The following is a 26316-nucleotide window of genomic DNA, read 5'->3' on the forward strand; positions in this document are numbered from 1 at the left end:
GGTGTTCCGATGACCGAGGACGTCATAGACCTCAAAAAGCAGTTGCGCGAACTCAAAGCCCACGAACAGCTCTCCGGTTTCACAGGGTTTTCCCTGGACCTGGGCCTTGGCGGGCCACCCAAGGAAGGCGTGCTCAAGATCGCCGAATTCGTGCGGCCCGACGGGTCGGGCTACATGACCCTGACCTTGCAGACCGACGTGGACGTCGACCCCGCCTCCCGGGCCGCCCTGGCCGGCGTGTTCGACCGGTTCTCCCGGTTCGCCCAGGCCGCCGACGCGGCCACGGGCGCGGCCCGGTTCGGCCAGGGCTTCGAATACATCATGATGGTCTCCCAGGGGCTGGCCGACGGGGACGACTGGTTCGTTGTGGAGCTCGACCTGTATTACAAAGCCCTGCGGGGCCGGTTGCGCGGGCTCATCGAAGGCTCGGTGCTGCCCGGGCTGGCCGAAGTCCTGCCGGCCAGCTTCGAACCCGTCACCTGGTGGGATTGACGCCGCCCGGTTCGCGGGGGCATTGGACGACCGGGGCCTTTCGCCCGGCCGGAAAGGGCGGTTGCGCCCGGCCCGGAAAATAACCGCCCCGGCGGCGCAAGCCAAACGGCGCGGCCCGGCGGCACCACCGCCCGGGCCGGGGAGTCTCGCAGCACATCATGTTCGGCGCATCCTACACATCCCGCTGGCTGACGGCCGCCGTCGGCCTGCCCGTCCTGGCCGCGGCGGTCTGGGCCGGCGGCTGGTTTCTGGCCGTCCTGGTCGCGGCGGCGTCCGTGGCCGGCATGCGGGAATTTTTCGTCATGCTCGGCCGGCCCGGGCCGGTGCTCGAAACCGCGGGCCTCGTCCTCGGCGCGGCGGCCGTGGCCACGGCCGTGGTGGGCGGCTGGCCGGCCCTGGTCGCCGTGCTTACGGCCGCCCTGTGGCTGGAACAGTGCGGCTTCCTCGGCCGGTTCGCCTGGCGCGGCCAGACCGCGCCGCCCCGGGCGGTCGTGGTGGCCGCCCTGCTTTACATCCCGGTTTCGCTGCGTTTCCTGTGCCTTTTTTCCGTGCGCGAGACGGCCTTCGTCCTGGCCGTGGTCATGGCCGCCGACACCGGGGCCTATTTCGCCGGCCACCTCGTCGGCGGGCCCAAGGTCTGGCCGGCGGTGAGCCCGGGCAAGACCTGGGCCGGCACGGTGGGCGGCCTGGCCGCCGCCGCCCTCGTCGCCGCCGCCTTCGCCCTTTTTTGCGCCCCCGGGGCCTGGGCGCTGGCCGGGGCCGGGGTAGTCCTGGCCGCGGTCTCCCAGTTGGGCGACTTCTTCGAATCGGCCCTCAAGCGCGCCTCGGGCGTCAAGGATTCGGGGTCGCTGCTGCCGGGCCATGGCGGCATCCTGGACCGCATCGACGGGCTGTTGCCCGCCATCCTGGTGTTCGCCGCCGGCCGGGCCGCCCTGGGGCTCGGCTAACGGGAGGGTCTGCCGCCATGGACGATGCCGCCACATCCCTGTCCCGCGACGAACGCTTCGCCGCCTGCCTGGAACGGCTGGAGGAGCTCAAGGCCGTCAAGGCGCGGCGCGAGGTCCTGGAGGAGCGCGTCTTCCTGGAATTTCTGCGGGCCAACCGGGGGCGCATCAACGAGTTCCCCCTGCTCGAGACCGAGCAGCAAAGCCTCATGGACATGCTGCTGCGCCGGGCCGAGGGCCTGCACGCCGGCCACGCCGCCATCAAGGAGCGCTATGGCGCCTACCTCCTCGAACTCAACCACTACGGCAAGGCCAAGGCCGTGGGCGACGCCGCCGCCCAGGAAAAGCTGGCCGTACGCCTGGAGCGGGTGGAGACCGGGCTGGCCAAGTGCCTGCAGGGCGCGGTCTACGCCTCGAGCCTGATCAAGGACCATTTCAGCGACGCCGTGATCCGCCATTTCGGCGAGTCGTCCCTGGCCAAGATCGAGGAGATCACCGCCACCCTGGTCTTCGACGAACAGTACTGGAAGGCCTACATCGAGCGCTTCATCAAGGAGGAGGTCCGGGGCGCCTACGACGGCATCCTGGCCGAGCGGCGCTACAAGCTCTCCCGCGAGGGCAACCTCCTCGTCGTGGCCTTCCCCTTCGACGCGGTGCTGGAAAAGCTCCTGGGCACGGTCAAGCCCATCTCCAAGACCCGCGTCCAGACCGCCTTCGAGGAAACCACGACCACGGCCGAAGGCCGCACCGACTTCGAAACCGCCCTGGGCATCCTCACCCGGGCCGACCTGCCCGGCTGGGACCGCAAGGCCGACCGCGACGAAGCGGTTTTCGCCGCCCACGTCGCGGCCATGGACCAGGTCGCGCGCGACTACCGCCAGGAGCTGGCCGCCGAGGAGGTCGACGAGGCGGCCGCGGGCCGGCGGGAGGCCCGGGTCGAACAGATCACGGCCCTGTGCGTGGGCGCGGCGGTGTCGCTGCGGGTGGTGCGCGAGGACTTCTCCCGGGCCCTGCGCGATTTCGCGCCCAAGGAACGGGCCTACATCGTCCAGTCCGCCGGCACCTTCGACGCGGCCCGCCTGGGCAACGTGCTCGAAAACATCATGGAATTCGACTTCGCTTCGCTGTTGCGCGAAAAAGGCGAGGCCGACGCCGGGCGCATCCAGATCCGCTCGTCCCGGGTGCGTCGGGCCGCCCGCGAGGCCGTGGACGCCCTGGCCGCAACGGGGCTCAACAAGGTGCGGCGCAAGCAGTTTTTCGAGGACGACCCCGACCGGGCCGACGCCTTGCTGTTTCGCCCCAAAAACGGGGCCGAGCTGGAGGAGCGCCTGCGGCTGTTCCAGATCGAGCCCGAACTGGCCAGGGCGCTGGTCGGCCTGTGGGAGGCCGCCGCCCACAAGGTGGACCTCTACCTTTGCATCAACCTGACGGCGCTCGGCAAGGTGGCCACCAACCTGCCCGCCCGCATCACCGAACTCCTCGGCCGCTACGGCATCGCCCCCCCCGGCGCCCCGGACCCGGCCCGGACCCGAAACGACGCATGAGCCCAACCTCTTCCTGTCCGCCCCCCTGTCCCGACGCCGCCGCGCCCTCGGGCTACATCTCCTCCCTGGCCGTAGCCGCAACCGGCCGCCCCCGGCGGCTGGCCGTGCTCGGGGCCACGGGCTCCATCGGCGTCAGCGCCCTGCGCGTGGCCGCCGAGCACCCCGACCGCTACGCCGTGACCGCCCTGGCCGGGGCCACCAACGTGACCCTGCTGGCCGAGCAGGCCGCCGCCTTCCGCCCGGCCGCCCTGGCCGTGCTGGACGAGGCCCGGGCGGCCGCCCTGGCGACCCTGCTGCCGGCCGGCTACGCCCCGGACATCCTGGTCGGGCCGCAAGGCTACGCCGCCCTGGCCGGCGCGGCCGACGTGGACGTGGTGGTCTCGGCCATCGTGGGCGCGGCCGGCCTTGTGCCTACCCTCGCCGCCGTGGCCGCCGGCAAGGTCGTGGCCCTGGCCAACAAGGAATCCCTGGTTCTGGCCGGCGACCTCATCCGCGAGACGGCGCGCCGCACCGGCGCGGTCATCCTGCCCGTGGATTCCGAGCACAACGCCCTGTTCCAGGCCCTGGGCGGCCCGGGCCTGCCCGACCTGCCCCTGGTGGAGCGGCTGGTGCTCACGGCCTCGGGCGGCCCGTTTCGCACCAAATCCCCCGGCGAAATCGCCGCCGCCACCCCGGGCATGGCCCTGGCCCACCCCACCTGGGCCATGGGCCCGAAAATCAGCGTGGATTCGGCCACGCTGATGAACAAGGGCCTGGAGGTCATCGAGGCCTGCCGGCTCTATGGCCTGCCGGTGTCCATGGTCGAGGTGGTGGTCCATCCCCAAAGCATCGTCCATTCCCTGGCCCAGCTCCACGACGGCTCGCTTCTGGCCCACCTGGGCCCGCCGGACATGCGCGTGGCCATCGCCTATTGCCTGGGCTACCCGGAAAGGCTGCCCCTGTCCGTGCCCCGGGTGGACCTGGTCAAGCTGTCGCAACTGACCTTCGAGGCCCCGCGCGAGGGGGATTTCCCCTGCCTGGGCCTGGCCCGCCGGGCGCTTCGCGCCGGGGCCAGCCACACCGTGGTCCTCAACGCCGCCAACGAGGTGGCCGTGGCCCTGTTCCTCGACGGCCGCCTGCCGTTTCCGGGCATCGCCGCCACCATCGAGGCGGCGCTGTGCGCCCATGCCGGCGAGGCCCTGCCCGACGCGGCGGCCATCATGGACCTCGACGCCCGGGTCCGCCGGGCGGCCGAGGCCCGGGCCTGACGTTGCCAACGCCTCGGGACGGCTTATAGTAACGGAACGCATCGGCCCAAGCGGCGGCGCGGATCGCCCGCCCCCGCCGGCCGTCACAAACCCGCGCCCCCGCCCCCGGGCGGCGGCGCAGCCGAGTACGCATGATCGAAAGCATCCTCGCCGTGGCCCTGGTCCTGGGAGGGCTCATTTTCTTCCACGAACTGGGGCATTTCCTGGCCGCCCGGGCCTTCGGCATGGGCGTGGTCACCTTTTCCCTGGGCTTTGGCCCCAAGGTTTTCGGCATCACCCGGGGCCGCACGCGCTACCAGCTCTCGGCCGTTCCCCTGGGCGGCTACGTCCAGCTCGTGGCCCAGGACCCCGACGACCCCATCCCCGACGGCTACCCCCCCGAGGAGCAGTTCCGCCTGCGCCCGGCCTGGCAGCGCATGGTCGTGGTGGCCGCCGGCCCGGTCTTCAACTTCGTCCTGGCCTGGCTGCTGTTCTGGGGGCTGCTGGTGGCCGAGGGCCGCTTCGAGATGCTGCCCGTGGTGGGCCAGGTGCAAAAGGACAGCCCGGCCGAGGTGGCCGGGATCAAGGCCGGGGACACGGTGGTGTCCGTGGACGGCCGGGCCGTGGCCAACTGGGACACCCTGGCCCAGTCCATCCGGGCCGGCGGCGGCAAGGCCGTGACCCTGGCCGTGGACCGCGACGGCCGGACCATGACCTTTTCGCTGACCCCGGCCATGCGCACGGTCAAAAACCTGTTCGGCGAAGAGGAAAGCGCCCCCTTGGTCGGCATCGTGGCCTCGGGCAAGACCCGGTCGGTGCCGCTCGGGCCCGGCTCGGCCGCCGGCGAGGCCGTCAAGCAGACCTGGAACGTGGTGGTGGTCACCTACACCGGGCTTTTGAAGCTCCTGGAGCGGGTGGTCCCTCTGGACAGCCTGGGCGGCCCCATCATGATCGCCCAGATGGTCAGCAAGCAGGCCTCGGAGGGCCTGGGCAACGTGGTCGCCCTGGCGGCGCTCATAAGCGTCAACCTGGGCGTGCTCAACCTCCTGCCCATCCCGGTCCTCGACGGCGGGCACCTGCTTTTCTACGCCATCGAGATCGTCATGCGCCGGCCGGTGAGCCCGCGCATGCGGGCGCTGACCACCAAGCTGGGCCTGGCCTTCCTCATTGGGCTGATGATCCTGGCCACGGTCAACGACATCCGCCGCCAGTTGAGCGTCCTCGATGGCTAGCCCGGCCGGCCCGGGGCCGCTGCTCGTCTTAAACGGCGTCTCCCCGGAGCTGACCGTGCTGCTCGGCCGGCCCGGCTGGGCACCCCTGGTCCGGACCAACCCGGCCACGGGCCAGGCCGCCGCCCTGCTCGCCCCCCTGATCGGGGAACTGCTCGGCCAGGCCGGCCTGGCCCCGGCCGACCTGGCCGGGGTGGCCTGCGTGCGCGGCCCGGGGAGCTTCACCGGCATCCGGGTGGTCCTGGCCACGGCCCTGGGGCTGTCGCTGGGCGCCGGCCTGCCCATGGCCGGGCTCGATTTCCTGCCGCTGCTGGCCGCCTCGGCCGCCCGGGCGGCCACGGGTGCGATCCTGGCCGTCACCCATGCCCGGGCCGGCCAGGTCTACGTCCAGTCGTTTCTGGCCGACGGGGAGCTCGCGGCCATGGGCCCCCCCGAAGCGCTTTTTCTCGACGCGGCCCTGGCCCGGGCGGCCGAGGGCGCGGCCGTGGGGCCGCTGTGGCTGGTCGGCGACGGGGCCGTGCGCCATCGCGAGGCCTTTTTGCGCCTGGTGCCCCTGGCCACGGTGCTCGGCCCCGAGGCCTGCGCCCCGGACCCGGGCACGCTGCTGGCCGCCGCCGCCGCCGCCGACTATTCCATGGAACCCGTCTCGCCGCTCTATCTGCGCCCAAGCGACGCCGAGGAAAACCTGGCCGCCCTGGCCGCCGGCCGTGGGCTTTCCCCCGAGGCGGCCGCGACCATGCTGCGCCGGGCCGTGACCCGGGACTGAGCCCCGCTGCGCGGGCCGCCTCAGCTGGCGCCTGCCTTCCGATGCCGCGCCGGGCCGTGACCCGGCACCCCTGCCCGCCCTCCGGGCCGGGCCAGCCGGATACGGCGGCCGGCCATTCATTTTCTCAAAGACGCAAACAGCCGCCACCGGCCCGGTCCCGGCCGGTTGCCTCAGGCGCCCTCCCGGCAACGGGGCGGGCGCCTTTTTTTCGGTCCGCCGGGCGGGGCGCTAAAGAATCGATTTTCCGGGGTCGATAAGTCCATCAACGAAGCACACGCCGGTTGTCGTCGGCCGAGGGCCCGCGGCCCCAACCGGAAGCAAAGGGCAAGGACGCCCGATCCCTTCAAGGAGGAAACAACCATGTCGCTGACCATCAATTACAACGGTATGGCCGCCAACGCGGCCCGTAACCTGTCCAACTCGTATTCCGCCCTGGCCACCTCAACCCAGCGCCTGTCCTCGGGCCTGCGCATCAACTCTTCGGCCGATGACGCCGCCGGCCTGGCCATTCGCGAACTCATGCGGGCCGACGTCGCCTCCATCAACCAGGGCGTGCGCAACGCCAACGACGCCATTTCCATGATCCAGACGGCGGACGGCGCGCTGCAGGTCGTGGACGAAAAGCTCATCCGCATGAAGGAACTGGCCGAACAGGCGGCCACCGGCACCTACACTTCGGACCAGCGCCTGATCATCGACTCCGAATACCAGGCCATGGCCTCGGAAATCACCCGTATCGCCAACGCCACGGACTTCAACGGCATCTACCTGCTCAACGGCAACCTGTCCTCGTCCACCCACAGCGGTTCGGGCATCAACTCCACCGGCAAGCTCAAGGTCCACTTCGGCGCCGGCAACGCCAGCGCCGAGGACTACTACTACGTCCAGATCGGCACCTCCACGGCCTCGGCCCTGGGCGTGGGCATCGGCGCCGCCTCGGGAAGCGCCGGCCGGTCCATCTCCACCCAGGAACAGGCCCAGAAGGCCCTGGACGCCCTCAAGACGGCCATCGTGTCCAAGGACAAGATCCGCGCCAACCTGGGCGCCCTGCAGAACCGCCTGGAGAACACCATCTCCAACCTGCAGATCCAGTCCGAGAACCTGCAAGCCGCCGAATCGCAGATCTCCGACGTGGACGTGGCAACCGAAATGACCAATTTCGTCCGCGAACAGATCCTGACCCAGTCGGCCGTGGCCATGCTGTCCCAGGCCAACTCCCTGCCCAGGATGGCGCTCAGCCTCATCCAGGGTTAAAACCCGTAAAAAAGGCCGGGCCGCCCTGGCGGTCCGGCCTTTTTATTGGTACGATGATTGCAATAAAAACGCCGGAGTCTGCGCCCAACACAACAAACCTTCGCGCGGGATGACGTCATGTCCAGCACGGTCAGCGCCTATACGCCGGTCACCACCTCCGGCCAGATCACCTACTCGGGCCTCGGCAACGGGACCGACTTCGACGCGCTGATCACCAAGCTGGTCCAGGTCGAGCAGGGCCGCATCACCACCCTGCAAACCTGGAAACAGTCCTGGGTCCGCAAGCAGGAGGCCTTCCAGGAACTCAATTCGGCCATGCTCACCCTCAAGAGCACCCTGAAGGGCATGGACACCGTCGGCGAATTCCTGGTCAAGACCACCGATTCCACCAATTCCCTGGTCCTGTCCGCCACGACCGGCTCCGACGCCCTGGACGGCTCCCACTCGATCACCGTCAATCGTTTGGCCACGGCCAAGGCCATGGTCACCCAGACCGGCTATTCCAGCGCCGACACCGACATCAACGCCTCGGCCTCGGACGCCACCTTCGCCTACGTCTACCAGGGCACGACCTACACCCTGTCCGTGGGCGCCAACGCCACGCTCACCGACCTGGCCAGCATCGTCAACAACGACGCCAACAACGCCGGCGTCAAAGCCAGCGTGGTCTACGACGGCTCGAAATACTATCTCCAGATGCGCGGCATGGACACCGGCGATAGCGCCAGCCTGACCATCGCCTCCAACACGAGCCTGACCGGATTCACCGCCGCGAAATTCGACACCATCACCTCCAACGCCAGCGCCCTGCTCAAGCTGGACGGCTGGCCCACGGCCTCCAACGCCTACATCACCCGGGAAACCAACACGGTCACGGACCTTGTCTCGGGCCTGACGCTCAGCCTCAAAAGCACGGGCACCGTCACCATCACCACCGCCACGGACACCGATGCCGTCCGCGAGAACATCCAGACCTTCGTGGAGCAGATGAACACCGTGCGCACCCTGCTCCAGGACCTGACCAAATACGACTCCAGCACCGAGCAGGCCTCGATCCTGACCGGCAACTACGGCCTGCAGCTCATCGACACCAAGCTCAAGACCGCCGTGGCCGGCAAGGCCGTGGGCTTCGACTACACTCTGGACACCTACTCCGTGCTGGCCCAGCTCGGCATCACCACCGACGCCGAGGAGGGCTCGGACACCGAGGGCCTGCTGATCATCGACGAGGACACCTTGAGCGGCATCCTGGCCTCCAACGCCACCAAGGCGGCCGAACTCTTCGCCGCCAGCTACGTCGGCCGCTCCGACACCTCGGAAATGGCCTTGTCCTCCTACATCGCCAACACCACCCAATGCGGCTCCTACGAGGTGTCCTACACGACGGATGCCAGCGGCAAGATCACCGGCGCCACCATCAACGGCCACGCAGCCATGTGGCACAGCAATTCCAACCTCATCACCGGTTCCCACGGCTACGACGAGGCCGGCCTCGTCATCAAGGCCATCGACGTCACCGCCGGCACCCATACCGGCACCGTCTCCCTCAAGCAGGGCAAGACCGGCGAACTCGTGGACCTGCTCGGCGAGCTCACCGACAGCAGCGACGGCCCCCTGCACATCCTCGACGAGAACTACGACGACATCACGGCCATGATCGACGACAAGATCGCCTTCGAGGAGCGCCGCATCGCCACCTACGCCTCCAACCTGCGCAAGCGCTTCGCCAAGGTCGATTCCATGCTCTCCACCTACAACCAGATGCAAACCCAGCTCGACTCCCAGATCGCCCAGCTCTCGTCCGACAGCTGATTCCGGCCCGAACAAACCGTCACTTCGCCCCTACAGAAAATCCCCTCCCGTCCGATAAGAGGCAAAACAGGGAGAGGATTCCATGCAAAGCGCCGCCAGATCATACTTTCAGACCCAGGTCGCCACCACCACCCAGGGCGACCTGCTCATCATGCTCTTCGACGCGGCGCTGAAGTTCCTGCAGCAGGCCAAGGAAAAGATCGCCGAAAGAAACTATGCCCAAAAGGGCATCCTCATCTCCAAGGCCCTGGACATCCTGTCCGAACTCCAGGGCACGCTCAACGCCCAGAAGGGCGGGCAGTTGGCCGAGCGCCTGCAAAAGCTGTATTTTTTCTGCAGCACCAGGCTGCTGGCCGCCAACCTCAAGATGGACGCGACCAAGATCGACGAGGTCGTGCACATCCTCACGGGCCTGCGCGACGCCTTCAACGAGGCCAACAGCCAGGTGGCGACCAAGATCGTGACCACCCCGGGCACCCAGTCCTCGGGCCGCCTGCCCACCGCCCCGGCCGCGCCCCTGGCCTCCAAGGCCGCCGCCCTGGCCGCCTACCCCGGCCAGTCCGCCCCCGCCCGGCCCGCCGCCAGCCCGGAAGGCCCCGTGGCCGTCCAGGAAGCACCGGCCGCCACCAGGATCGCGGAGGCCGTTTCCAGCGCCCCGGCCGCCCACGTCAACATCCCGACGCCGCCCCGGTTCACCACCATCGAAACCCCCACGGCCTCGCCCGTGCGCCGGGCCATGGCCGCCTACGCCGCCAGCCGGACCCAGACCCAGGGCTGATCCCCGGCCGGCCTGGACTTTTCGACGCGCCTTGCGCTACAGCCCACCCGGAGGGCATGGTGCAAGGCGCGCATCCGTTTTTCACCTACACATCCGAAATTCTTGACTGGCGGCTCGGCGACGCACCGTCCCCCGCCCCGTGGCCGGCCACGGCAGCGCCCCAGGACGACCCCGGGCGCACCCAGGCCAGGGCGTCGCGCATCCTGCGCGCCGCCAGGGACACCCGCGACATCGTGCTGCTCGGCCTCGGCACGGGCGCCCTGGCCGCCGCCCTGGCCGACGGCCTCCCTGCCGACAAATTCCTGACGGTCCTGTGCCCGGACCCGGCCACGGCCCGCCGCCTGCGCGATGCCGGCCGTCTGCCCTGGTTTGGCCCCAAGGGCCAGGTCCGGCTTGTGGCCGACACCTCGCGCCAGGCCCTTTACTGCCTGCCGCTCGCCGCCGGCCTGGAGACCCGGTCCGCCCTGGTCACGGCCAATCCCGAACCCTGCCCGGCCCCCGAGCGCCAGGCCCTGGACTGGCTGCGGCGCATGCTGGCCCAAAGCGCGCCCCTGCCGCCGGCCGTCCCCCCGGCGCCGGCCCCGCCCGTGACCCTGGCCGTGCTGGCCAAACCTGGCGAGCCCGGGCTGGCCGATTTTTTCGCCGCCTGCGCCGGGCTGGCCGAAAGCGCCGTCCTGTGCTGGGACGCCGCCGCCGTGCCCCCGAGCGCGGCCGGCCTGGCCGAGGCCCTGGGCATGCCCGCGCGCCATCTGGCCCGCCCCCTCGGCGGGGATTTCGCCGCCCAGCGCAACGCCCTGCTTGCTGCCTGCCCGCCGGGCTGGATCCTGACCCTGGACCCCGACGAACGGCCCTCGCCCCACCTGCCGGCGCTCCTTGGCCGCCTGGGCCCGGACCCGGACTGCGGCGCGGCCTACTTCCCCCGCCTGACGCTCTATCCCGACGCCGGCCAGGTCAAGGTCGGCCACGGCCTGTGGCCCGACCTCCAACTGCGCTTTTTCCGCAACGCCCCGCCCGCCCGGCCGCGCTACGTCCGGCCGGTCCACGAACGCCTGGAAGGCCTGTCCGGCCGGGCCGTCCTGGCCCTGGACGCGCCGCTGACCCATTATAACCGCCTGCTGGCCGACGACCGGGCCGTGACGGCCAAGCTGGCGGCCTACGACGACGCCGCCGGCGCACCCCGCCACCACCTCAGCCCCGACTACCCGGTCCTGCCCCGGGCCTTTTTCGACGCCCTGGCCGCTGAGCCGGCACAGCGGAGGGTTTTGCTCCCGGCCGAGCTATGGTAACGAACCGCCCGACACGACGGCGGTTGCCTTGCCGCCGTGGAGCGGCTACACTGCATTTCGTCGGTTCACGCGTGGCGCCCCCGGCCAGGCGTTTGGAAAAGGGACACGATGCGCATCACTTGCCCGCAATGCGGTTTTTTTCGGGAATTGCCCGATCACAAGGTTCCCGTCACTTCGACCATGGCCACATGTCCGAAATGTCGCCATCGGTTCAAGTTCCGCCTGGACAGGGAACAAGCCGCCTCGCGCCCGGAATCCCGCAGCCGCGTCACCCTGCCCGTGCCCGAGGACGGCGAATCCTCCTGGCGCCGGCCCGGGCCGGCGGCGACCCGGCGCGAGGCCGAATCCACGGCCCGCTTCGAGCCCGAGCCCCAATCCGAGCCCCTGGACGAGCCCCTGGCCGAGCCCCTGGCCGAGGATGATCCCCAGGAAATTCCCGCCACCAGGACCCGGCGCGCGCCCAAGGCCCCTCCCCTGGCCGACGAGCCCGACGATCTTTCGGCGCCCCAGGCCGCCAGGAACCGGCGCGCCCCCCAGATCTCCGCCGCGCCCGAGGAACCCGACGATTTTGCCCCATCCCAGGCCGTGAGGAACCGCCGCACCCCACAGCCCGCCTCACCGGCCGAGGAGCCGGACGCATACCCCGCCCAGGTTCCCGGCAACCGGCGCGGCCGGCGACCCGAGCCCCAGGACGACGGGCCCGACGATGAGCCGTCGCCCCAGGCCCTGCGCACCCGCCAACTCCTGGACAAGCTCGCCGACGAAGAGGCGGCGGCCCCGCCACGGCAGCCGGCCGATCCGGCCCCGCCCGCCCGGGAAACCGGACGCGCGCGCCCCCTGCCGGACCTCGACGACGACGAGCCGAGAGAGCCCGCCCCCCCGATGACGCCCCGCGAACCGGTGCCTCCGGCCGACGACGACGAGCCCCGGCCCGTGCGCCGCGCGGCCCAGGCCCCGGCCCCCGAAACGCCGCCCCAACCCGGGGCGGACGAGGAGCCGGAGACGCCCGCCCCGCCCCGCGCCACGGCCGGCCGCCACCGCGCCGACGGCGTGCGCGACATCTGGGCCCGGCTCAAGGCCATGGACGACGAGGATTCCCAAAAGCGCCGGACGCCCGCCCCTGACGACGATCCCGACGAGGAACCCACGCCCCGCGAGGTCGTCACCGACCCCATCCCCTGGGAGCGGCTCGACGGCTACGGCTTCTTCCCGGGCCTGCTGCTGACGCTCAAGAAAATCCTGTTCACCCCCCTGGCCTTTTTCAGCCAGATGCCCGAGGGCCGGCCCAAGGGTAAAGCGCTGGTATTCAACCTCATCATCAGCGAATTCCTGCTCGTCCTCGATTTCCTGTGGTCGCTCATGGGGCTGCGGGCCAAGCTGGGCGGCCCCGCCGCCCAACCCGACCCCCTGGGGGCCGTGGCCACCTCCCCGAGCCTGGGTTTCCTCATCGCCCTGCTCCTGGTCCCCCTGGCCATCGCCTTCGGCATCTACCTCGACGCCTGGTTCACCCACCTGCTGCTGCTGCTTTTCCGCAGCGCCAAAAAGGGCTTCAACGAGACCTTCCGCGTCATGTGCTACAGCGCCGCGCCCACGGTCCTCACCGCCATTCCCGTGGCCGGCCAGCTCCTTTCCCCGGTCATCCTCGTCTGGTACATGGCCCTGCAAGCCATCGGCCTCAAGAAAGTCCACGACGCCGCCTATACCCAAACCCTGGCCGCCATCTTCATCAAATGGTCCGTCTACCTCTTCCTGCTGCTGGCCATGCTCCAGAACCTTTCGCCCGGCCATTAGCCCGGACCGCCATCCCCTTGACGATGCCCCGCCAATCCGCGACAACCACCATGGCGGCAAGCGCTGACGGACGCCTCGGACACGTCCGCTCCCATACGCCTTCGCCGACAAGGATGGGGTGAACCATGCTGGCCTGGTTGCGGACACTGTGGCGGAACCTGGCCGCCAAACGCCGTCTGGCCCGGGACATCCACCCCGAGACGTTCCGGACCATGGCCGCCGAACTGGCCGAACTGGCCGACCTGGCCTCCAAGGTCCGCCCCTCGGAACAGGCCTTCCAGCTCAAGGCCCGCCGCATCCGCGAGGAAATGCGCGAACTGGGCCGCATGGCCAAACGGCCCGAATTCCGCCTGCTGCCCTCGAAAAAACGCCTGGAACTGCGCGAAAGCCTGCTGTCCTCCCGCGAACAGCTGCTCAAAACCCTCTCCGACGCGCCCGTGGTCACCACCACGCGCCAATAACCCCGGCCCCGCCCCAGGAGGTCCCCATGCGCCCACCGTTTCCCCGCGCCCTGTCCGCCTCGGCGCTTTTGGCCGCCGCGCTGTGCCTGGCGATGGCCGCCTGCGCCGTGGAACCCAAACTCTCGGACAAACACACCGTCTACATCGACAACTACACCCGGCGCGGCAACCCGGAAGTCTACGTCGAGCCCATGCGTTCGCCGCCCGCGCCCGTGGGCGCCCTCATCGTGCCCTTCCAGGTCACCCAGGACATCCCCTATCCCCAGGAACTGGGCGAACAGCTCACCCGGGTGGTCTGGCAGACCTGGACCCGCGACCGCGTCTTCCCCAAACTCGTCTACGAAGCCAACCTGCGCAACGCCACGACGCCCCAGGCCGTGGCCCTGGCCCGCAAAATGGGCCTGAGCCTGGTCATCGTCGGCAAATTCACCTACGTCATGTCCGGCGGCACCCGCGGCGACAGCGGCGTCTCCTTCACCTGCGACGCCATCGACGCGCAAACAGGCGAACGCCTCTGGTCCATGGCCCACGCCGGCACCATGGAAACCGGCCTGACCGAAGACTACATCTTCTTCGCCCGCAAAAACCGCATGCCCACCGACCCCCTCTCGGCCATCACCGCCACCCTGGCCATGGACATGGGCGGCACCATGACCAAATGGAACTACGGCTTCGTGCCCCCCAAACCCGCCAGCCCCAACCCCACCCCGCCCCCGGCCCAACCGGCGGGCGCCGGGTCGTAGCGGCACGGGGATGCCTCCGGGACCCACCCCACTGGGGCGTTGCCCCAGCCCCCACCAGGGCTTTGCCCTGGACCCATCGGGGGGCGTCACGCCCCCCGAGCCCCCCGGTCGGCTGTGGCGGACGGAAGGGGCTGCGGTCACCGGTACAGTGGTCGTGCGCGGCACGAAGATGCGAGGCCGGAATTTCGCCTTTCGATGCCGTCGCTGCGCTCCTGGCTCGAAAGGCGAAATTCCGGCCTCGCCCAGCCGTCGGCCCTGCGGGCCGAGGTCTTGGATTTAACTATGAAAGCCCTTTTATAGAGGAAAGAGTCTTTTCATAAAATGCGGCGCTTCGCCGCTGGCGCCCGTGGTCGCGGAAATGGTCAGGCCGAGCTGGCCGGCTTTGCGGCCTGCATCGGCCTGGCCATTTCCGCGACCACAACGACCGACGCCCCGCCGCCCACCGTTGCCGACCTCGCCTCCACCCGCCCCGTCGGGGAGGTCCAGGAGGGGGTCACCCCCTCCTGGCCGCCGGAGGCATTCTCCCCTTCCCTTATCACTTCCCTTATCCCTTCCCGTACCCCTTCCCCTTATCCTTTCCCCGCATCCCTTCACCGCATCCCTTCACCCGCATTCCCTCACTTCGCTGGCACCGGCTTGATGCCCCAGATATCGCGGGCGTATTCCTGGATGGTCCGATCCGAGGAGAAGTAGCCCATGCGGGCGGTATTGAGGATGGCCTTTTTGGCCCAGACGTCCGGCCGGGCGTATTCCGAGCCCAGGCGGTCGTGGGTTTCGACGTAGGACATGAAGTCGGCCAGGTGCAGGTAGCGTTCGCCCCGGCTGAGGAGTTTCTCGAAGATCCAGTGGAAGGTCGTGGGCGCGTCGGGGCAGAAGCGGCCGGCCGAGATGGCGTCGAGGACCCGCCGGATTTCCGGGTGCTTGCCGTAGTATTCCCAGGGATCGTAGCTGCCCTCGCGCAGCATCCGCTCCACTTCCGGGGTGGTCAGCCCGAAGAGGTAGAAGTTTTCGTCGCCCACGCGTTCGCGGATCTCGATGTTGGCGCCGTCGAGGGTGCCGATGGTCAGGGCGCCGTTGAGCGAGAACTTCATGTTGCCGGTACCCGAGGCCTCGGTGCCGGCGGTGGATATCTGTTCGCTGACGTCGGCGGCCGGGATGAGCTTTTCGGCCAGGGAGACGCGGTAATCCGGGGCGAAGACCACCTTGATGGCGTCGGCGGCCCGCTTGTCGGCATTGATGGTCCTGGCCAGGCAGCAGATGAGGTGGATGATCGCCTTGGCCTCGAAATAACCGGGCGCGGCCTTGCCGGCGAACACGTAGACGCGCGGGGCGGGCGGGACGTAGCCGTCCTCGGTGATACGCAGGTAGTCGTGGATGACGTGCATGGCGTTGAGGAGTTGGCGCTTGTATTCGTGGATGCGCTTGGCCTGCATGTCGAAGACGGCGTCGGGCGAGAGGACGGTGCCGGTCATCTTGGCAATAAAGGCGGCCAGATGGTCCTTGTTGGCCCGTTTGACGGCCATGAACTTCTGCTGGAAGGCCCCGTCCTCGGCCAGGGGGACGAGTTCCTGCAGCCGTTCGAGGTCCGTGACCCAGGCCTGGCCGATGGCCTCGTCGATGAGGCCGGCGAGCCCCGGGTTGGCCTTGTGTAGCCAGCGGCGCGGGGTGACGCCGTTGGTCTTGTTGTTGAATTTTCCGGGCCACAGCGCGGCGTAATCCGGGAAGAGCACCTTCTTGACCAGTTCCGAGTGGAGCTTGGAGACGCCGTTGACCGAATGGGAGCCGACCACGGCCAGGTTGGCCATGCGCACCTGCTTGCCGCCCGATTCCTCGATGAGCGAGAGCCGGCGCAGAACGTCGTCGCCGGGGTTGGAGGTCAGGCGGACCTGCTCCAGGAAGCGCCGGTTGATCTCGAAGATGATCTGGAGGTGGCGGGGCAGGACCTTGCCCATGAGTTCCACGGGCCACATTTCCAGGGCCTCGGGCATGAGCGTGTGGTTGGTGAAGGCCAGGGTGCGGGTGGTGACGTTCCAGGCCCGATCCCAGGGGATGCGGCGCTCGTCCACGAGGATGCGCATGAGTTCGGCCACGGCCAGGGCCGGGTGGGTGTCGTTGAGCTGGATGGCCGTGAATTCGGGCAGCTCCTCGATGTTGCGGTTCTGCTTGAGGAACCGCCTGGTGATGTCGCGCAGCGCGCAGAAGACGAGGAAATATTCCTGGATCAGCCGCAGTTCCCGGCCGAACGAGATGGATTCGCTGGGATAGAGGACCTTGGAAATGAGTTCCGAATAGACCTTCTGGTGGATGGCCTTGATGTAGTCGCCCTCGTCGAAGATCTTCATGTCGAAGTTGTCGGTGGAGCGGGCGGCGAAAAGGCGCAGGTAATTGACGGACTTGTCCCCGTAGCCGACGATGGGGATGTCGTAGGGCACACCCAGCAGGTCCTGCCAGTCCACCCACAGGGGCAGGTAGCCGCCGTCCGGGCCCTGGTGATCCTCGATATGGCCGTAGACCGGCACGATGACGGCCTGGTCGCGGCGTTCGATCTGCAACGGCATGCCTTCGGCCATCCAGTAGTCCGGCCGTTCGACCTGGCGGTCGTTTTCGATGACCTGCTTGAACAGCCCGAATTCGTAATGGATGCCGTAGCCGCAGCCGGGCAGGTCGAGGGTGGCCAGGGAGTCCAGGAAGCAGGCGGCGAGCCTGCCCAGGCCGCCGTTGCCGAGTGCCGGGTCGCGCTCGAATTCGCGGATCTCCTCCAGGTCGAAGCCCCACTGGCGCAACAGTTCGCCGCAGGCGCCCTCGATGCGCATGTTGTCGATGTTGTTGCCCAGGCAGCGGCCGAGCAGGTACTCGATGGACAGGTAGTACATGCGTTTGGCCCGGGCTTCGCGGTAGCGGGCGCGGGTTTCGAGCATCCTGTCCACCAGCCGGTCGCGCAAGGTCATGGACAGGGCCATGGCCACGTCGCGGCTGCCGGCCTCGGCGCAGGGCTTGCCCAGGGAATGGGTGATGTGGTTGCGGATGGAGCAGGAGAGGGAATCGGCGTCGAGGGTTTCCAATGGGCAGTTGGCAACGGGCATGGGGGGGCCTCCTCAGGGGGACTCGGCACGAGGATGTTGCCGTCCCATAGCAAGAAAAACCCGGCGTTGTCCAACCAACGGGCTAAAGGCGCCTTGGTCCCCGGCCGATAAGGAGGCGAAGACGCGCAATCATATCCCCGGGAGGACACCATGGACGCGATATCGGGAACCGGAACGGGAACGCTGGCCTCGGCCTTCGAACAACAAAAACTGGGCGCCCAGGTCGTCACCGACACCTTGACCCGCCTCAACACCGATCAGGCCACCGGCCGGGTGGACCAGGATTTCGACTTCCAGACGAAGGTGCTCTCCGCCGCCACGGGCCTGGGGGGGACGCTGGACGTCAAGGCCTAGGCCGTCCGCGCGGCGCGGCCGCGCCACCGCCCACGAGGGCCCGGCCGGGGCACCCCCCTTGATTTGTCGGCCAGGCTGTCGCAGGCTCGGCCATGGCGACCATCCTCCACCTCGACATGGACGCGTTTTTCGCTTCCGTCGAGCAGCACGACGACCCGACGCTGGCGGGAAAACCCGTCATCATCGGCAACCATCCGCGCGGGGTCGTTTCGGCCGCCTCCTACGAGGCCCGCGTCTTCGGCGTGCGCTCGGCCATGCCCGTGGTCGAGGCCAGGCGCCGCTGCCCAGAGGGCGTCTTCCTGCCCGGCAACCGCCGCCGCTACGCCGAAGTCTCCCATAGCGTCATGGATGTGTTGCGCCGCTTTTCGCCCCTGGTCGAGCCGGCCTCCATCGACGAGGCCTACGTGGACATCACCGGCACGCAGACGCTCTTCGGCCCGCCCGAGGCCCTGGGGCAGCGCATCAAGGACGCCATCCGCGCGGAAACCGGGCTCTCCTGCTCGGTCGGCATCGCCCCGGTCAAATTCATCGCCAAGATCGCCTCGGACTACGACAAGCCTGACGGCCTCACCGTGGTCGCGCCGCAGGCCGTGGCCCTGTTTCTGGCCGACCTGCCCGTGGGCAGGATCCCGGGCGTGGGCAAGCGCGCCCTGGCCACGCTCTCGCGACTGGGCGTGCGCACCGTCGGCGACGTCCTGGCCTATCCGCCGGATTTCTGGCAGCGCCACTGCGGCAAATGGGGCCTCGACCTCCACGCCCGGGCAAAGGGCCGGGGCAGCGACGTGGTCGTGCCCGAGCATGAAGCCAAATCCGTCAGCGCCGAAAACACCTTCGGCACCGATACCGCCGACCGGCAGCAACTTGCCGCCTGGCTTTTGCGCCAATCCGAACGCATCGGCCGCGAACTGCGCCAGGAGGGCCTGCGCGGCCGCACCGTCACCCTCAAGCTCAAATTCAACGACTTCCGCCAGATCACCCGCAGCCGCACCCTGGACGAACCCATCAACAGCGACGCCGCCATCTTCGCCGCGGCGACCGCCCTCCTCGATGCCGAGCCCCTGCCCCGTTCCGTGCGCCTCATCGGCGTCGGCGTGGCCAATTTCGGCGACAAACCCCGCCAGTTGAGCCTGTTTGAATCCCCGGCCGAGAAGGAACGCGCCCACGACGGCAAAATCGACGCCGCCCTGGACGCCATCCGCGACAAGTTCGGCCGCGAGGCCATCGTGCGCGGCCGGCTGTTCGATGGGCGCAAAAAGGACCGCTGACGGCACGACCACTCCCCTCGGCCGCCTGCACGCCCACTCCCCTCGGCCGCCTGCACCGCCACTCTCCTCGGCCGCCTGGACGGTCGCCCACAAGGCCCGCGCCAGGCCAGCGGGCCGCCATCCCTGGCCCTGGGCGCGGGGATCGGGCCGGGCCGCATCGCCGGCTCCCCGGGCCACGGCCAGGCGATCTGGCCTCCCGGGGCGAAATGCGGTAGAGGGCCGGCACCCGCAGCGTGTTACCTCCAAAGGACCTTGCGCATATGGCCACAAGCCCCATCGCCCCGCCGTCGGCCCTCGGCCCGGACAGGCCGCGCCTTGCCGCCTGGCTCGACAACCGTTCCTGCATCCTGGCCCTGCTCGCGGGCATCGCCTTTGTCGTGCGCGCCTACCACCTGGACGGCCCCTCCATGTGGGGTGACGAGATCTTCGGCCCGATCATGGCCACCAAGCCCCTGGCCTATCTCATGCGCTGGAACTGGCTGGAGGACGTGCATCCGCCGCTGTTCTACTTTGTCATGAAGGGCGTGCTGGCCCTGAGCCACTCGGATTTCGCCTTGCGCCTGCCGGCCGTGGCCTGCGGCGTTTTAAGCGTCCTGGTCATGTACCGGGTGGGCGAGGCCTGGCTGGACAAGGACGCCGGCCTGCTGGCCGCCGCGGTGCTGGCCGTCACCCCGGCCCACTTGTACCTGTCCCGGGTCGTGCGTTTTTATTCCTTCACCGTGCTGTTGTGCCTGGTGGGGCTGTGGCTGCTCAAGCGCTACCTCGACCACCGGGAAAACGGCGCCCTGGGCTGGCTGGTGGCCGTGCTGGCCCTGCTGCTGCTGGCGGAATTCACGTCCCTTATGCCCCTGGCCGCCTTTTTCGCCATCCTCCTGGCCATCATCCTGGCCCGGCCCGGGCGCAAGGCGGCGCTTGGCCGGTGTATCCGCTACGGTGCCGCGGCCTTCGCCCTGCCGCTGGTCTTTCTGGTCATGACCACCCTGCAACGCCGGGGCTTTGCCGTCAAAGCCACGCCGTTCGAAGCCCTGGAAAATTTCTGGCGGACCGTGGCCGTCCTGGTCACCGCCCCGGCCGGGCCGAACCTCTCCTTTTGGTGGCTGTGGCTGCTGCCGCTGCTGGCCGTGGCCGGCGCCGTCCGGCTGGCGCGCACGGGGCGGCGCCTGCTGGCCGTGGCCCTAAGCTTCCTCGTCTTCCCGGCCCTGGTCATCATGGCCATCCGGCCGGCCTATTGCCTATCCTACTGGCATCTGTTCTTCCTTATCCCCATCCTGGCCTTGTTGGCCGCTGCCGGGCTCGAGGCCCTGGTGCCGGCGCCCTACCGCCCCCGGGCCGCCCTGGGCGTGGGCCTGCTTGGCGCCGTGGCCCTGCTTGGCCCCCTGGCCGGCCACTATTACGCGCCCACGGCCTATGGCGAGGACCCCCGGGAGGCCGCCAAGGCCGTGGTCGGCGACACGCTGCCGGGCAGCCCCATCCTCCAGGACGCCATGGGCGTGGATTTCGTGGATTGGTACGCCAGGCAGTACGCCCTGGACGACCGGCTGGCCGACCAGCGGGTGGAGCCGCGCCAAGGCCCCCTGACCCTCAACATCGTTTTGGGGGCGGGCGGTGGCCTGGGGCATCTGGCCGACGCGGCCCATCCGGTCTCGGACTGGGCCACGGTGACCGCCGATCGGCCCCTGGGCGTTTCCCGGCTGGTCAAGGCCGTGGTCCAGCGCCAGCCCGAGGTGCCCCTGGACCTGTCGGGCAAGCCCCTGGAACTCGACGCCCATCCGGCCCGGTTCTACACCTCCGTGCATCAGGCCGCCGGCGTGACCATCTACCCCTACTGGGGCAATGCCGTCATCGCCACGGCCAACGACGCGCCCGCCTCGTTTTCCTACCGCCTGACCAACCCCGGCGGCGGCGGCCACACGGCCATCCGCCTGGGGCTTTTGTACCGCAACATCGGCCGGGGCAACCGGTTCACGGCCAAGGCCAGCTTCGACGGCCAACCGTCCGTGACCCTGGTGGACAGCCACGGCCCCGAGGCCCCCAACGCCCGGCTGACCTCCGACGACCCGCTGGTCGAGCGCACCGTCAGCCTGCGCCGTGAGGAGCCCTTCACCACCCTGGACGTGACCTTCGAGCTGACCTGCGCCCTGATCACCCCGCACTACCCGACCTCGAACCTGATGACCGTGGGTTTTTCCAAGCTGACGGTGGCCGCCCGCCCCTACGGGCCGGACCTCATGGACGAGGCGGCAATGGACCCGCTTGTTTCCCTGACCGGGCTCGGCGGCGTGGAGCACGAGGGCGAGCGGCGCTGGCGCTGGGCCACGGGCCCGAAAAACAGCCTCGATTTCAGCCTGGAGCGCGACACGCCCCTGCGCCTGACCTATGCCTTCGTCAATCCCTTCCACGACCAGGGCTATACGCTTACGGCCAACGGCGCCGTCCTGGCCCGGGAGACGGGCCTGGCCCGCACGGACTGGAAGGACCCGGCCAGCCCGCGCACGGTCGCCTTCACGGGCAAGGCCGGCCCAAACAGCCTGGCCTTCGCCTTCGACAAGGTAAACCACGTCAACGACGCCTTCACCGAGGCCGACGCGACGCCGTACGCCGCCGCCTTCACGGTCCTGCGCCTGGAAACCGGGGAATAGGCTACGGGCGGGGGCAGGCCCGGGCCTCGCCCAGGCGGGCGAGGTCGGCCAGGGTCGGCCTGGGCTTGGCCGTCAGCACCAGCTGGTAGGCGAACAGGCGCCTGTTGCGGCGGATCAGCCAGCCGTTGACGGCCAGCATGGCCCGGCTGAGCCAGCCCAGGCCGATGGCCTTGGGGAAGGGCGCCGGGATGCCGGCGATCCCCTCGATGGCGTAGCCGCTTTGCTCGAGCAGGGCCTTGATGGAGGCTTCGGTGAAAAGCCGGGTGTGGGTGAGGTCCAGGATGCCGAGCTTGCCGTAGTGGAAGCTGCCGCAAAAAAGGCGCAGCCGCACGATGCAAAAGGCGACGTTGGGCACGGAGATGACGAGCCGCGGCTTGGGCAGGCCCGGCGAGGACCGGCGCAGGTGTTCGAGCAGGGCGTCGGGCCGGCGCAGGTGCTCCAGCACGTCGAGGAGGAGGATGACGTCGTAGCCCGAGGCGGCGAAGGCGTGGCGGCTGACGTCGAGGTCGATGCGGGTATAGCCGTCGAGGCCGGGCACGGCTTCGGGGTCGTGGCGGTCCAGGCCCCGCACGGCGCAGCCCCGCGCCTTGAGCAGCCGGGCCAGCGAGCCGTCGCCGCAGCCGATATCCAGCACCCGGCTGCCGTCCGGCACCCGGGCCAGGGCCGCGGTGTGCGACGAGGGGTAGCCGAGCTTGAGGCCGTAGGCGGACACGTCGTCCACCAGGTCGAACTGGCGCTGGTAGAAAAGGCTCATGCGGTGCAGGACGCTCAGGCCGCTGGCCCGCAGCATGTCCAGGCCGAACCGGACCTTGGCCCCAAAGCCCAGACGCTCGTGCGCATAGCCCGGGGCCGGCGCCTCGGCCACAGTCAGGCCCGACAGCAGGAACTGGATGATGACCTCGGTGTTGAACCGCCGCGACGCGGCGTTGTAGCGGTAAGGCAGCCGGGCCAGGGCCTGGGTGCGGTAGGCCCGGAAACCGCAGTGCCAGCCGGACAGCCGGCTGCGGCTGATGCGGTTGAGCAGGCGCGAGACGAACCGCGCCCCGGGCTGAACCTTGAAGCGCGGCGCTTCCCCGGCCGCCTCCGCCCGGGCCGGCCCGGACGGAACGGCCAGCACCATGTCCGCCGCGCCGGCGCGCAGGGGGGCCAGCAGGCTGCCCACGGTCTCCAGGGGATAACGCAGGTCGCCGTCCAGCACGACCACGGCCTCCAGGCCATGTTCCAGGGCGTAGTCGAAGCAAAGCTTGATCCGCTCGCCGTAGCCCAGTGGCTCGGGGTAGCCCAGGGTCACCAGGCCCAGGGTAGCCGGCGGCGCGGCGGCGCCACCGCTTTCGCGGGGGGCCTGGCCCGGGCCGGCCACGGCGAAGCGCAACAGGACCGCTTCCAGCCCCGCCGCGGCGCACCAGTCGCCAATGCGCGCCTCGGCCTCCCCGGCCTTCGTACAGACCGCGTCCGCGATGACTGCCAATAACACCCGCATGCCGGACATCCTTCGCCTCGGTCGCCTCCCGTGCCGCCAGGCCTGACCGGCCGTGGCGGCGCAAACGCCGATCCAGCGGGGGAGGTAAAGGATTTTCCCGGCCAAGGCAAATGGGCGGCCGCCGCAAACGCCCCCGGGCCGTGACTCGCCCTACCCCTTGCCCGGGTCGGGCTTGTCGGGCAGGGCGGGCGGCAGGTCCGGCCCGCCCGGCTGCGGCGCGCCGGACGGACGGCCTTGCCCCGTTTCGGGCGGGGAAACCTCGCCGGGCGAGCCTGGTTGCGGCGCGGGCTTCGGGCTCACGGCCGCCGCGCCCTGGCCCGGCTCGGCGCCGACGGCCTCGGCCGGGCCGCCCGGTTGCGGTTCGGGCGCTGGCGCCACGGGCTGCGGCGCCACCGGCTGCTGCGCCACCGGCTGCGGCGCGACCTGTTCCTTGGCGCTATCGGCCGCAGCAGCCTGGCCCGACGCGGCCGGCGCCTGCGGTTGGGCCTGTTGCGGGGCTTCGGTGCGGCCGGGGCCAGGGGGTTGCGCCGGCGCGGGCGGAGGGGGCGGCGCGGTTTCGCGCACAAGGGCCGGTTCGGCCGTGGCCGCAACCGGGGTCTTGTCCCCGGAAACGGTGCCGCGCATGGATTCGGAGCCGGTTTCCCCGGACAAAAGCGGCACATCGGCCACGATGACGTCCACGCGGCGGTTTTCCTGGCGGCCTTCGGGCGTGGCGTTGCTGGCCACGGGCTGGTAGAAGGCCCGGCCCATGGCCGTGAAGCGTTCCGGGTTAAGCCCGCCCTGTTCGGACAGGTAGCGGATGACCGAGGCGGACCGGGCGGTGGAGAGCTCCCAGTTGGACGGGTACAGGGCCGAGTGGATGGGATTGGAATCGGTGTGGCCGACGACGTAGATGCCCTTGTCCTTGACCTTGGCCAGCACCCCGCCCACCTTGAGCAGGATCTCGCGGCCGTGGGGGGTAATTTCGGCGCTGCCCGAGGCGAACAGCACCTTGTCCACGAAATTGATTTCGAGCTTTTCCCGGAACTGGCGCACCCGAATGTCCCGGCTGTCGACCTCGCCGCGCAGGTCGGCCACCAGGGCGTCGTAGGCGGTCTGGAGTTCGTCGGCCTTGCGTTCGAGTTCCACGGCCCGGGCCTCGGCCTTGCGCTCGTCTTCCTTGGACCGGAACAGCTGCTTGGTCAGGTTTTCCAGGGCCTCGGGCACGCCCTTGCGGTGGTAGAGGTTGTTGGCCAGGTAGGCGGTCAGGCCCACGGGCAAAAGTACCAGCACCACCATGAGGACTTTGAGCAAACGTCCGCGCATAGCGGTCCTCCACGCCGGCCGGCCTTGCCGCCGACGGTTGATTCGCCGTATGGTCATCGCGTCCGGCAAAACGTGTCGGACGGGGTCATGATTATCTGCAATCCCTGCAAAAGGCCACAGCCCCATGCCCAACCCGGACACGGACCGCGCCGACCTCGACATCGTGGAGATGCCCGCCAAGGCCCTGGCCGCCTACTGGCTGTCGCTCAAAAAGCTCATGGACAGCCGCAAGGGCGGCCGGGTCGTCCAGGAGGAGATGGCGGCCGTGTCCGAGCCCTACATCCGGCTGCTGCTGGAGACGGCCTTCGGCTCCAGCCTGCCCGAGGAGGCGGTGCGGCGGCTGTACACGGCCGGCCGGCGCCGGCAGCTCTTCGACCTGCGCCGCAAGCTCGACTGCATGGCCCGGGTGCTCGCGGCCATGGTCAGCGGGGACAACCCTCAGCGGGTCCTGTCGCTTCTGACCGCCCTTTTTGCCGTGCCGCCGGTGCGCGAGGCCGCTGTCATGGAACGGGTCTACGCCCAGGCGGACAAGGCCCGCGCCGCCACGCCCCCCGAAGAAGCCCCCTCCGGGGACCCGGCGGCCGTGGACCATGGCCTGCCCCCGGAGGTGCTGCTTTCCCGGCTGCTCCACTGCCTGGTGGTGGCCCGGCGCGAGGGCCGCGAGGCCTGCCGCAAGCTGGCCGATTCCAGCCGGTCGCTTTTTTTCGCCGAGGGGCTCATCCTGGTGGCCGACGGTTTCGACGAAGCCTTTTTGCGCCGCCGCCTCACGCTGCATCGCCGGTCCATCCTGGCCGACGCCGCGGCCAAGATGGTCCTGGCCGAGGAAATGTGCCTGGGCCTGCGGGCCAGGTATTCCTACGAGGACCTGTGGCGGGTGGCCCGGGCTCACCTGCCGGCCTGACCGGCCCCTTGCGCCGCCCTCGACGCGGCTACGGCGATCTGCTAGATGGTGATCACGTTTTTGTGAAGGAGCGATGCATGGATCTCGAAGCCGTTTGCGGCCCGTCCGTCCCGTTTTACAAGTTGCAGGGCTGCGGCAATGATTTCGTCTGCGTGGACAACCGCGAGCTGGGGTACGACCCGGCTGTGATGCCGGAGATCGTGGCGCCGGTGTGCCGCAAGGCGTTCGGTGTCGGCGCCGACGGCATGATCTTCCTCGACCATGCCCCCGAAGGCTCGGGACTGGCCTATATCTGGCACTTTTTCAATGCCGACGGCTCGCGGGCCGAGATGTGCGGCAACGGCTCGCGTTGCGCGGCCAAGCTGGCCTGGATGCTCGGCATCGCCCCGGCCCGGCATACCTTCGGCACCGACGCCGGCCCCATCGAAGCCGAGGTGGACACGGACACGGGCCTGGTCACGGTGCAGCTCACCGCGCCCAAGGGCCTGCACATGAACATGTCCGTGGAGATCGAGCAGCAGGCCTTTCCGCTGCATTGCGTCAACACCGGCGTGCCCCACGCCGTGATTGTCCTCGAGCACCTGGAGGCCGTGGACGTCTGGAAGCTCGGCCGGGCCATCCGTTTCCACGAGGCCTTCCAGCCGGCCGGCACCAACGTCAATTTCATCGAGAGCGAAGGCCCGGGGCGGCTGTCGCTGCGGACCTACGAACGGGGCGTGGAGGACGAGACCTATGCCTGCGGCACGGGCGCGGTGGCCTCGGCGGTGATCGCCCGGGAGCTGGGCCTGACCGGCGAGGAGACCATCCTCACCACCACGGGCGGCGAGGAACTGGGCGTCATCCTGCGCGAGGGCCGGGCCTATCTGCGCGGCGCGGCCGAACTGGTGTTTACGGGCGCGTTTTTCCCGCAAGCCCTGGGGATCGACCTGGACTAGGCGCCGTCACACCCTTTCCGGGAGTCCG

The 26316-nt window shown here is 69.6% G+C and carries 21 protein-coding genes; 18 read left to right on the forward strand and 3 right to left on the reverse strand.

What is annotated here, in order from left to right; genetic code table 11:
* Window positions 1-9: 9 nt before the first annotated feature.
* The 13 genes from ACP59X_RS21895 to ACP59X_RS21955 all read left to right on the forward strand — a co-directional run bounded on the left by ACP59X_RS21895 (window position 10) and on the right by ACP59X_RS21955 (window position 14326).
* A complete protein-coding gene (locus tag ACP59X_RS21895; RefSeq protein ID WP_428562631.1) occupies window positions 10-492 on the forward strand; it encodes a hypothetical protein in 483 nt (160 codons plus the stop codon).
* A 158-nt stretch (window positions 493-650) separates the two neighbouring features.
* The gene (locus ACP59X_RS21900) at window positions 651-1439 is read left to right on the forward strand and encodes a phosphatidate cytidylyltransferase (protein WP_428562633.1); all 789 of its coding nucleotides are present in this window, start codon (window positions 651-653) and stop codon (window positions 1437-1439) included.
* 17 nt (window positions 1440-1456) lie between these two features.
* Entirely contained in the window at window positions 1457-2980 is a 1524-nt protein-coding gene (locus ACP59X_RS21905) for a hypothetical protein (protein WP_428562635.1), read from the forward strand.
* Window positions 2977-4227 carry a 1-deoxy-D-xylulose-5-phosphate reductoisomerase gene (gene dxr, locus ACP59X_RS21910; RefSeq protein ID WP_428562637.1) on the forward strand — a complete coding sequence of 417 codons (1251 nt, stop codon included), beginning with the start codon at window positions 2977-2979 and terminating at the stop codon, window positions 4225-4227. The genes ACP59X_RS21905 and dxr overlap by 4 nt, the downstream gene beginning before the upstream one ends.
* A gap of 131 nt (window positions 4228-4358) precedes the next feature.
* Window positions 4359-5438: an RIP metalloprotease RseP gene (gene rseP / locus ACP59X_RS21915; protein ID WP_428562639.1), complete on the forward strand. Its 1080-nt coding sequence runs from the start codon at window positions 4359-4361 to the stop codon at window positions 5436-5438.
* Window positions 5431-6201, forward strand: a complete 771-nt coding sequence (tsaB, locus tag ACP59X_RS21920; RefSeq protein WP_428562641.1) for a tRNA (adenosine(37)-N6)-threonylcarbamoyltransferase complex dimerization subunit type 1 TsaB — start codon at window positions 5431-5433, stop codon at window positions 6199-6201. The genes rseP and tsaB overlap by 8 nt, the downstream gene beginning before the upstream one ends.
* A 360-nt stretch (window positions 6202-6561) precedes the next feature.
* Window positions 6562-7455, forward strand: a complete 894-nt coding sequence (locus ACP59X_RS21925; protein WP_428562643.1) for a flagellin N-terminal helical domain-containing protein — start codon at window positions 6562-6564, stop codon at window positions 7453-7455.
* Window positions 7456-7572: 117 nt separating this feature from the next.
* A complete protein-coding gene (fliD, locus tag ACP59X_RS21930) occupies window positions 7573-9267 on the forward strand; it encodes a flagellar filament capping protein FliD (protein ID WP_428562645.1) in 1695 nt (564 codons plus the stop codon).
* A gap of 82 nt (window positions 9268-9349) precedes the next feature.
* On the forward strand, window positions 9350-10045 hold the full coding sequence (gene fliS, locus ACP59X_RS21935; RefSeq protein WP_428562647.1) for a flagellar export chaperone FliS: 696 nt from the start codon (window positions 9350-9352) through the stop codon (window positions 10043-10045).
* Between the two features lie 56 nt (window positions 10046-10101).
* A complete protein-coding gene (locus tag ACP59X_RS21940; RefSeq protein ID WP_428562649.1) occupies window positions 10102-11331 on the forward strand; it encodes a glycosyltransferase family protein in 1230 nt (409 codons plus the stop codon).
* Window positions 11332-11439: 108 nt separating this feature from the next.
* Window positions 11440-13122 (forward strand): YIP1 family protein, encoded by a 1683-nt coding sequence (locus ACP59X_RS21945; RefSeq protein WP_428562651.1) that lies wholly within the window; start codon window positions 11440-11442, stop codon window positions 13120-13122.
* 125 nt (window positions 13123-13247) lie between these two features.
* The gene (locus ACP59X_RS21950) at window positions 13248-13583 is read left to right on the forward strand and encodes a hypothetical protein (RefSeq protein ID WP_428562653.1); all 336 of its coding nucleotides are present in this window, start codon (window positions 13248-13250) and stop codon (window positions 13581-13583) included.
* A gap of 26 nt (window positions 13584-13609) precedes the next feature.
* Window positions 13610-14326 carry a hypothetical protein gene (locus tag ACP59X_RS21955; protein ID WP_428562655.1) on the forward strand — a complete coding sequence of 239 codons (717 nt, stop codon included), beginning with the start codon at window positions 13610-13612 and terminating at the stop codon, window positions 14324-14326.
* A gap of 617 nt (window positions 14327-14943) precedes the next feature.
* Here the strand turns inward: ACP59X_RS21955 and ACP59X_RS21960 are convergent.
* Complete coding sequence (locus ACP59X_RS21960) at window positions 14944-17409, reverse strand: glycogen/starch/alpha-glucan phosphorylase (RefSeq protein WP_428562657.1); 2466 nt, start codon at window positions 17407-17409, stop codon at window positions 14944-14946.
* A 150-nt stretch (window positions 17410-17559) separates the two neighbouring features.
* On the opposite strand from ACP59X_RS21960, the gene ACP59X_RS21965 reads away from it, so the two are divergent.
* The 3 genes from ACP59X_RS21965 to ACP59X_RS21975 all read left to right on the forward strand — a co-directional run bounded on the left by ACP59X_RS21965 (window position 17560) and on the right by ACP59X_RS21975 (window position 21667).
* Complete coding sequence (locus ACP59X_RS21965; protein WP_428562659.1) at window positions 17560-17763, forward strand: hypothetical protein; 204 nt, start codon at window positions 17560-17562, stop codon at window positions 17761-17763.
* 92 nt (window positions 17764-17855) lie between these two features.
* On the forward strand, window positions 17856-19028 hold the full coding sequence (locus ACP59X_RS21970) for a DNA polymerase IV (RefSeq protein ID WP_428562661.1): 1173 nt from the start codon (window positions 17856-17858) through the stop codon (window positions 19026-19028).
* 260 nt (window positions 19029-19288) lie between these two features.
* A complete protein-coding gene (locus tag ACP59X_RS21975) occupies window positions 19289-21667 on the forward strand; it encodes a glycosyltransferase family 39 protein (protein WP_428562663.1) in 2379 nt (792 codons plus the stop codon).
* 1 nt (window position 21668) lies between these two features.
* On the opposite strand, the gene ACP59X_RS21980 is transcribed toward ACP59X_RS21975, so the two are convergent.
* Window positions 21669-23147 (reverse strand): bifunctional glycosyltransferase/class I SAM-dependent methyltransferase, encoded by a 1479-nt coding sequence (locus ACP59X_RS21980; RefSeq protein WP_428562665.1) that lies wholly within the window; start codon window positions 23145-23147, stop codon window positions 21669-21671.
* A 150-nt stretch (window positions 23148-23297) separates the two neighbouring features.
* Window positions 23298-24452 (reverse strand): OmpA/MotB family protein, encoded by a 1155-nt coding sequence (locus ACP59X_RS21985; protein ID WP_428562667.1) that lies wholly within the window; start codon window positions 24450-24452, stop codon window positions 23298-23300.
* 124 nt (window positions 24453-24576) lie between these two features.
* Between ACP59X_RS21985 and ACP59X_RS21990 the strand changes: the two genes are divergently transcribed.
* A complete protein-coding gene (locus tag ACP59X_RS21990) occupies window positions 24577-25353 on the forward strand; it encodes a hypothetical protein (RefSeq protein ID WP_428562669.1) in 777 nt (258 codons plus the stop codon).
* Between the two features lie 77 nt (window positions 25354-25430).
* On the forward strand, window positions 25431-26288 hold the full coding sequence (gene dapF, locus ACP59X_RS21995) for a diaminopimelate epimerase (RefSeq protein ID WP_428562671.1): 858 nt from the start codon (window positions 25431-25433) through the stop codon (window positions 26286-26288).
* Window positions 26289-26316 lie beyond the last annotated feature (28 nt).

It is taken from the genome of Solidesulfovibrio sp. DCME (assembly GCF_049995385.1).
GTDB lineage: Bacteria > Desulfobacterota > Desulfovibrionia > Desulfovibrionales > Desulfovibrionaceae > Solidesulfovibrio.

What these genes read in the sequence shown, in the direction of transcription:
- ACP59X_RS21900 (WP_428562633.1), top strand. Translation starts at nt 651, where the DNA reads ATGTTCGGCGCATCCTACACATCCCGCTGGCTGACGGCCGCCGTCGGC.
- fliD (WP_428562645.1), top strand. Translation starts at nt 7,573, where the DNA reads ATGTCCAGCACGGTCAGCGCCTATACGCCGGTCACCACCTCCGGCCAG.
- ACP59X_RS21955 (WP_428562655.1), top strand. Translation starts at nt 13,610, where the DNA reads ATGCGCCCACCGTTTCCCCGCGCCCTGTCCGCCTCGGCGCTTTTGGCC.
- ACP59X_RS21950 (WP_428562653.1), top strand. Translation starts at nt 13,248, where the DNA reads ATGCTGGCCTGGTTGCGGACACTGTGGCGGAACCTGGCCGCCAAACGC.
- tsaB (WP_428562641.1), top strand. Translation starts at nt 5,431, where the DNA reads ATGGCTAGCCCGGCCGGCCCGGGGCCGCTGCTCGTCTTAAACGGCGTC.
- fliS (WP_428562647.1), top strand. Translation starts at nt 9,350, where the DNA reads ATGCAAAGCGCCGCCAGATCATACTTTCAGACCCAGGTCGCCACCACC.
- ACP59X_RS21980 (WP_428562665.1), bottom strand. Translation starts at nt 23,147, where the DNA reads ATGCGGGTGTTATTGGCAGTCATCGCGGACGCGGTCTGTACGAAGGCC.
- dapF (WP_428562671.1), top strand. Translation starts at nt 25,431, where the DNA reads ATGGATCTCGAAGCCGTTTGCGGCCCGTCCGTCCCGTTTTACAAGTTG.
- dxr (WP_428562637.1), top strand. Translation starts at nt 2,977, where the DNA reads ATGAGCCCAACCTCTTCCTGTCCGCCCCCCTGTCCCGACGCCGCCGCG.
- rseP (WP_428562639.1), top strand. Translation starts at nt 4,359, where the DNA reads ATGATCGAAAGCATCCTCGCCGTGGCCCTGGTCCTGGGAGGGCTCATT.
- ACP59X_RS21895 (WP_428562631.1), top strand. Translation starts at nt 10, where the DNA reads ATGACCGAGGACGTCATAGACCTCAAAAAGCAGTTGCGCGAACTCAAA.
- ACP59X_RS21990 (WP_428562669.1), top strand. Translation starts at nt 24,577, where the DNA reads ATGCCCAACCCGGACACGGACCGCGCCGACCTCGACATCGTGGAGATG.
- ACP59X_RS21985 (WP_428562667.1), bottom strand. Translation starts at nt 24,452, where the DNA reads ATGCGCGGACGTTTGCTCAAAGTCCTCATGGTGGTGCTGGTACTTTTG.
- ACP59X_RS21905 (WP_428562635.1), top strand. Translation starts at nt 1,457, where the DNA reads ATGGACGATGCCGCCACATCCCTGTCCCGCGACGAACGCTTCGCCGCC.
- ACP59X_RS21925 (WP_428562643.1), top strand. Translation starts at nt 6,562, where the DNA reads ATGTCGCTGACCATCAATTACAACGGTATGGCCGCCAACGCGGCCCGT.
- ACP59X_RS21940 (WP_428562649.1), top strand. Translation starts at nt 10,102, where the DNA reads ATGGTGCAAGGCGCGCATCCGTTTTTCACCTACACATCCGAAATTCTT.
- ACP59X_RS21970 (WP_428562661.1), top strand. Translation starts at nt 17,856, where the DNA reads ATGGCGACCATCCTCCACCTCGACATGGACGCGTTTTTCGCTTCCGTC.
- ACP59X_RS21975 (WP_428562663.1), top strand. Translation starts at nt 19,289, where the DNA reads ATGGCCACAAGCCCCATCGCCCCGCCGTCGGCCCTCGGCCCGGACAGG.
- ACP59X_RS21960 (WP_428562657.1), bottom strand. Translation starts at nt 17,409, where the DNA reads ATGCCCGTTGCCAACTGCCCATTGGAAACCCTCGACGCCGATTCCCTC.
- ACP59X_RS21945 (WP_428562651.1), top strand. Translation starts at nt 11,440, where the DNA reads ATGCGCATCACTTGCCCGCAATGCGGTTTTTTTCGGGAATTGCCCGAT.
- ACP59X_RS21965 (WP_428562659.1), top strand. Translation starts at nt 17,560, where the DNA reads ATGGACGCGATATCGGGAACCGGAACGGGAACGCTGGCCTCGGCCTTC.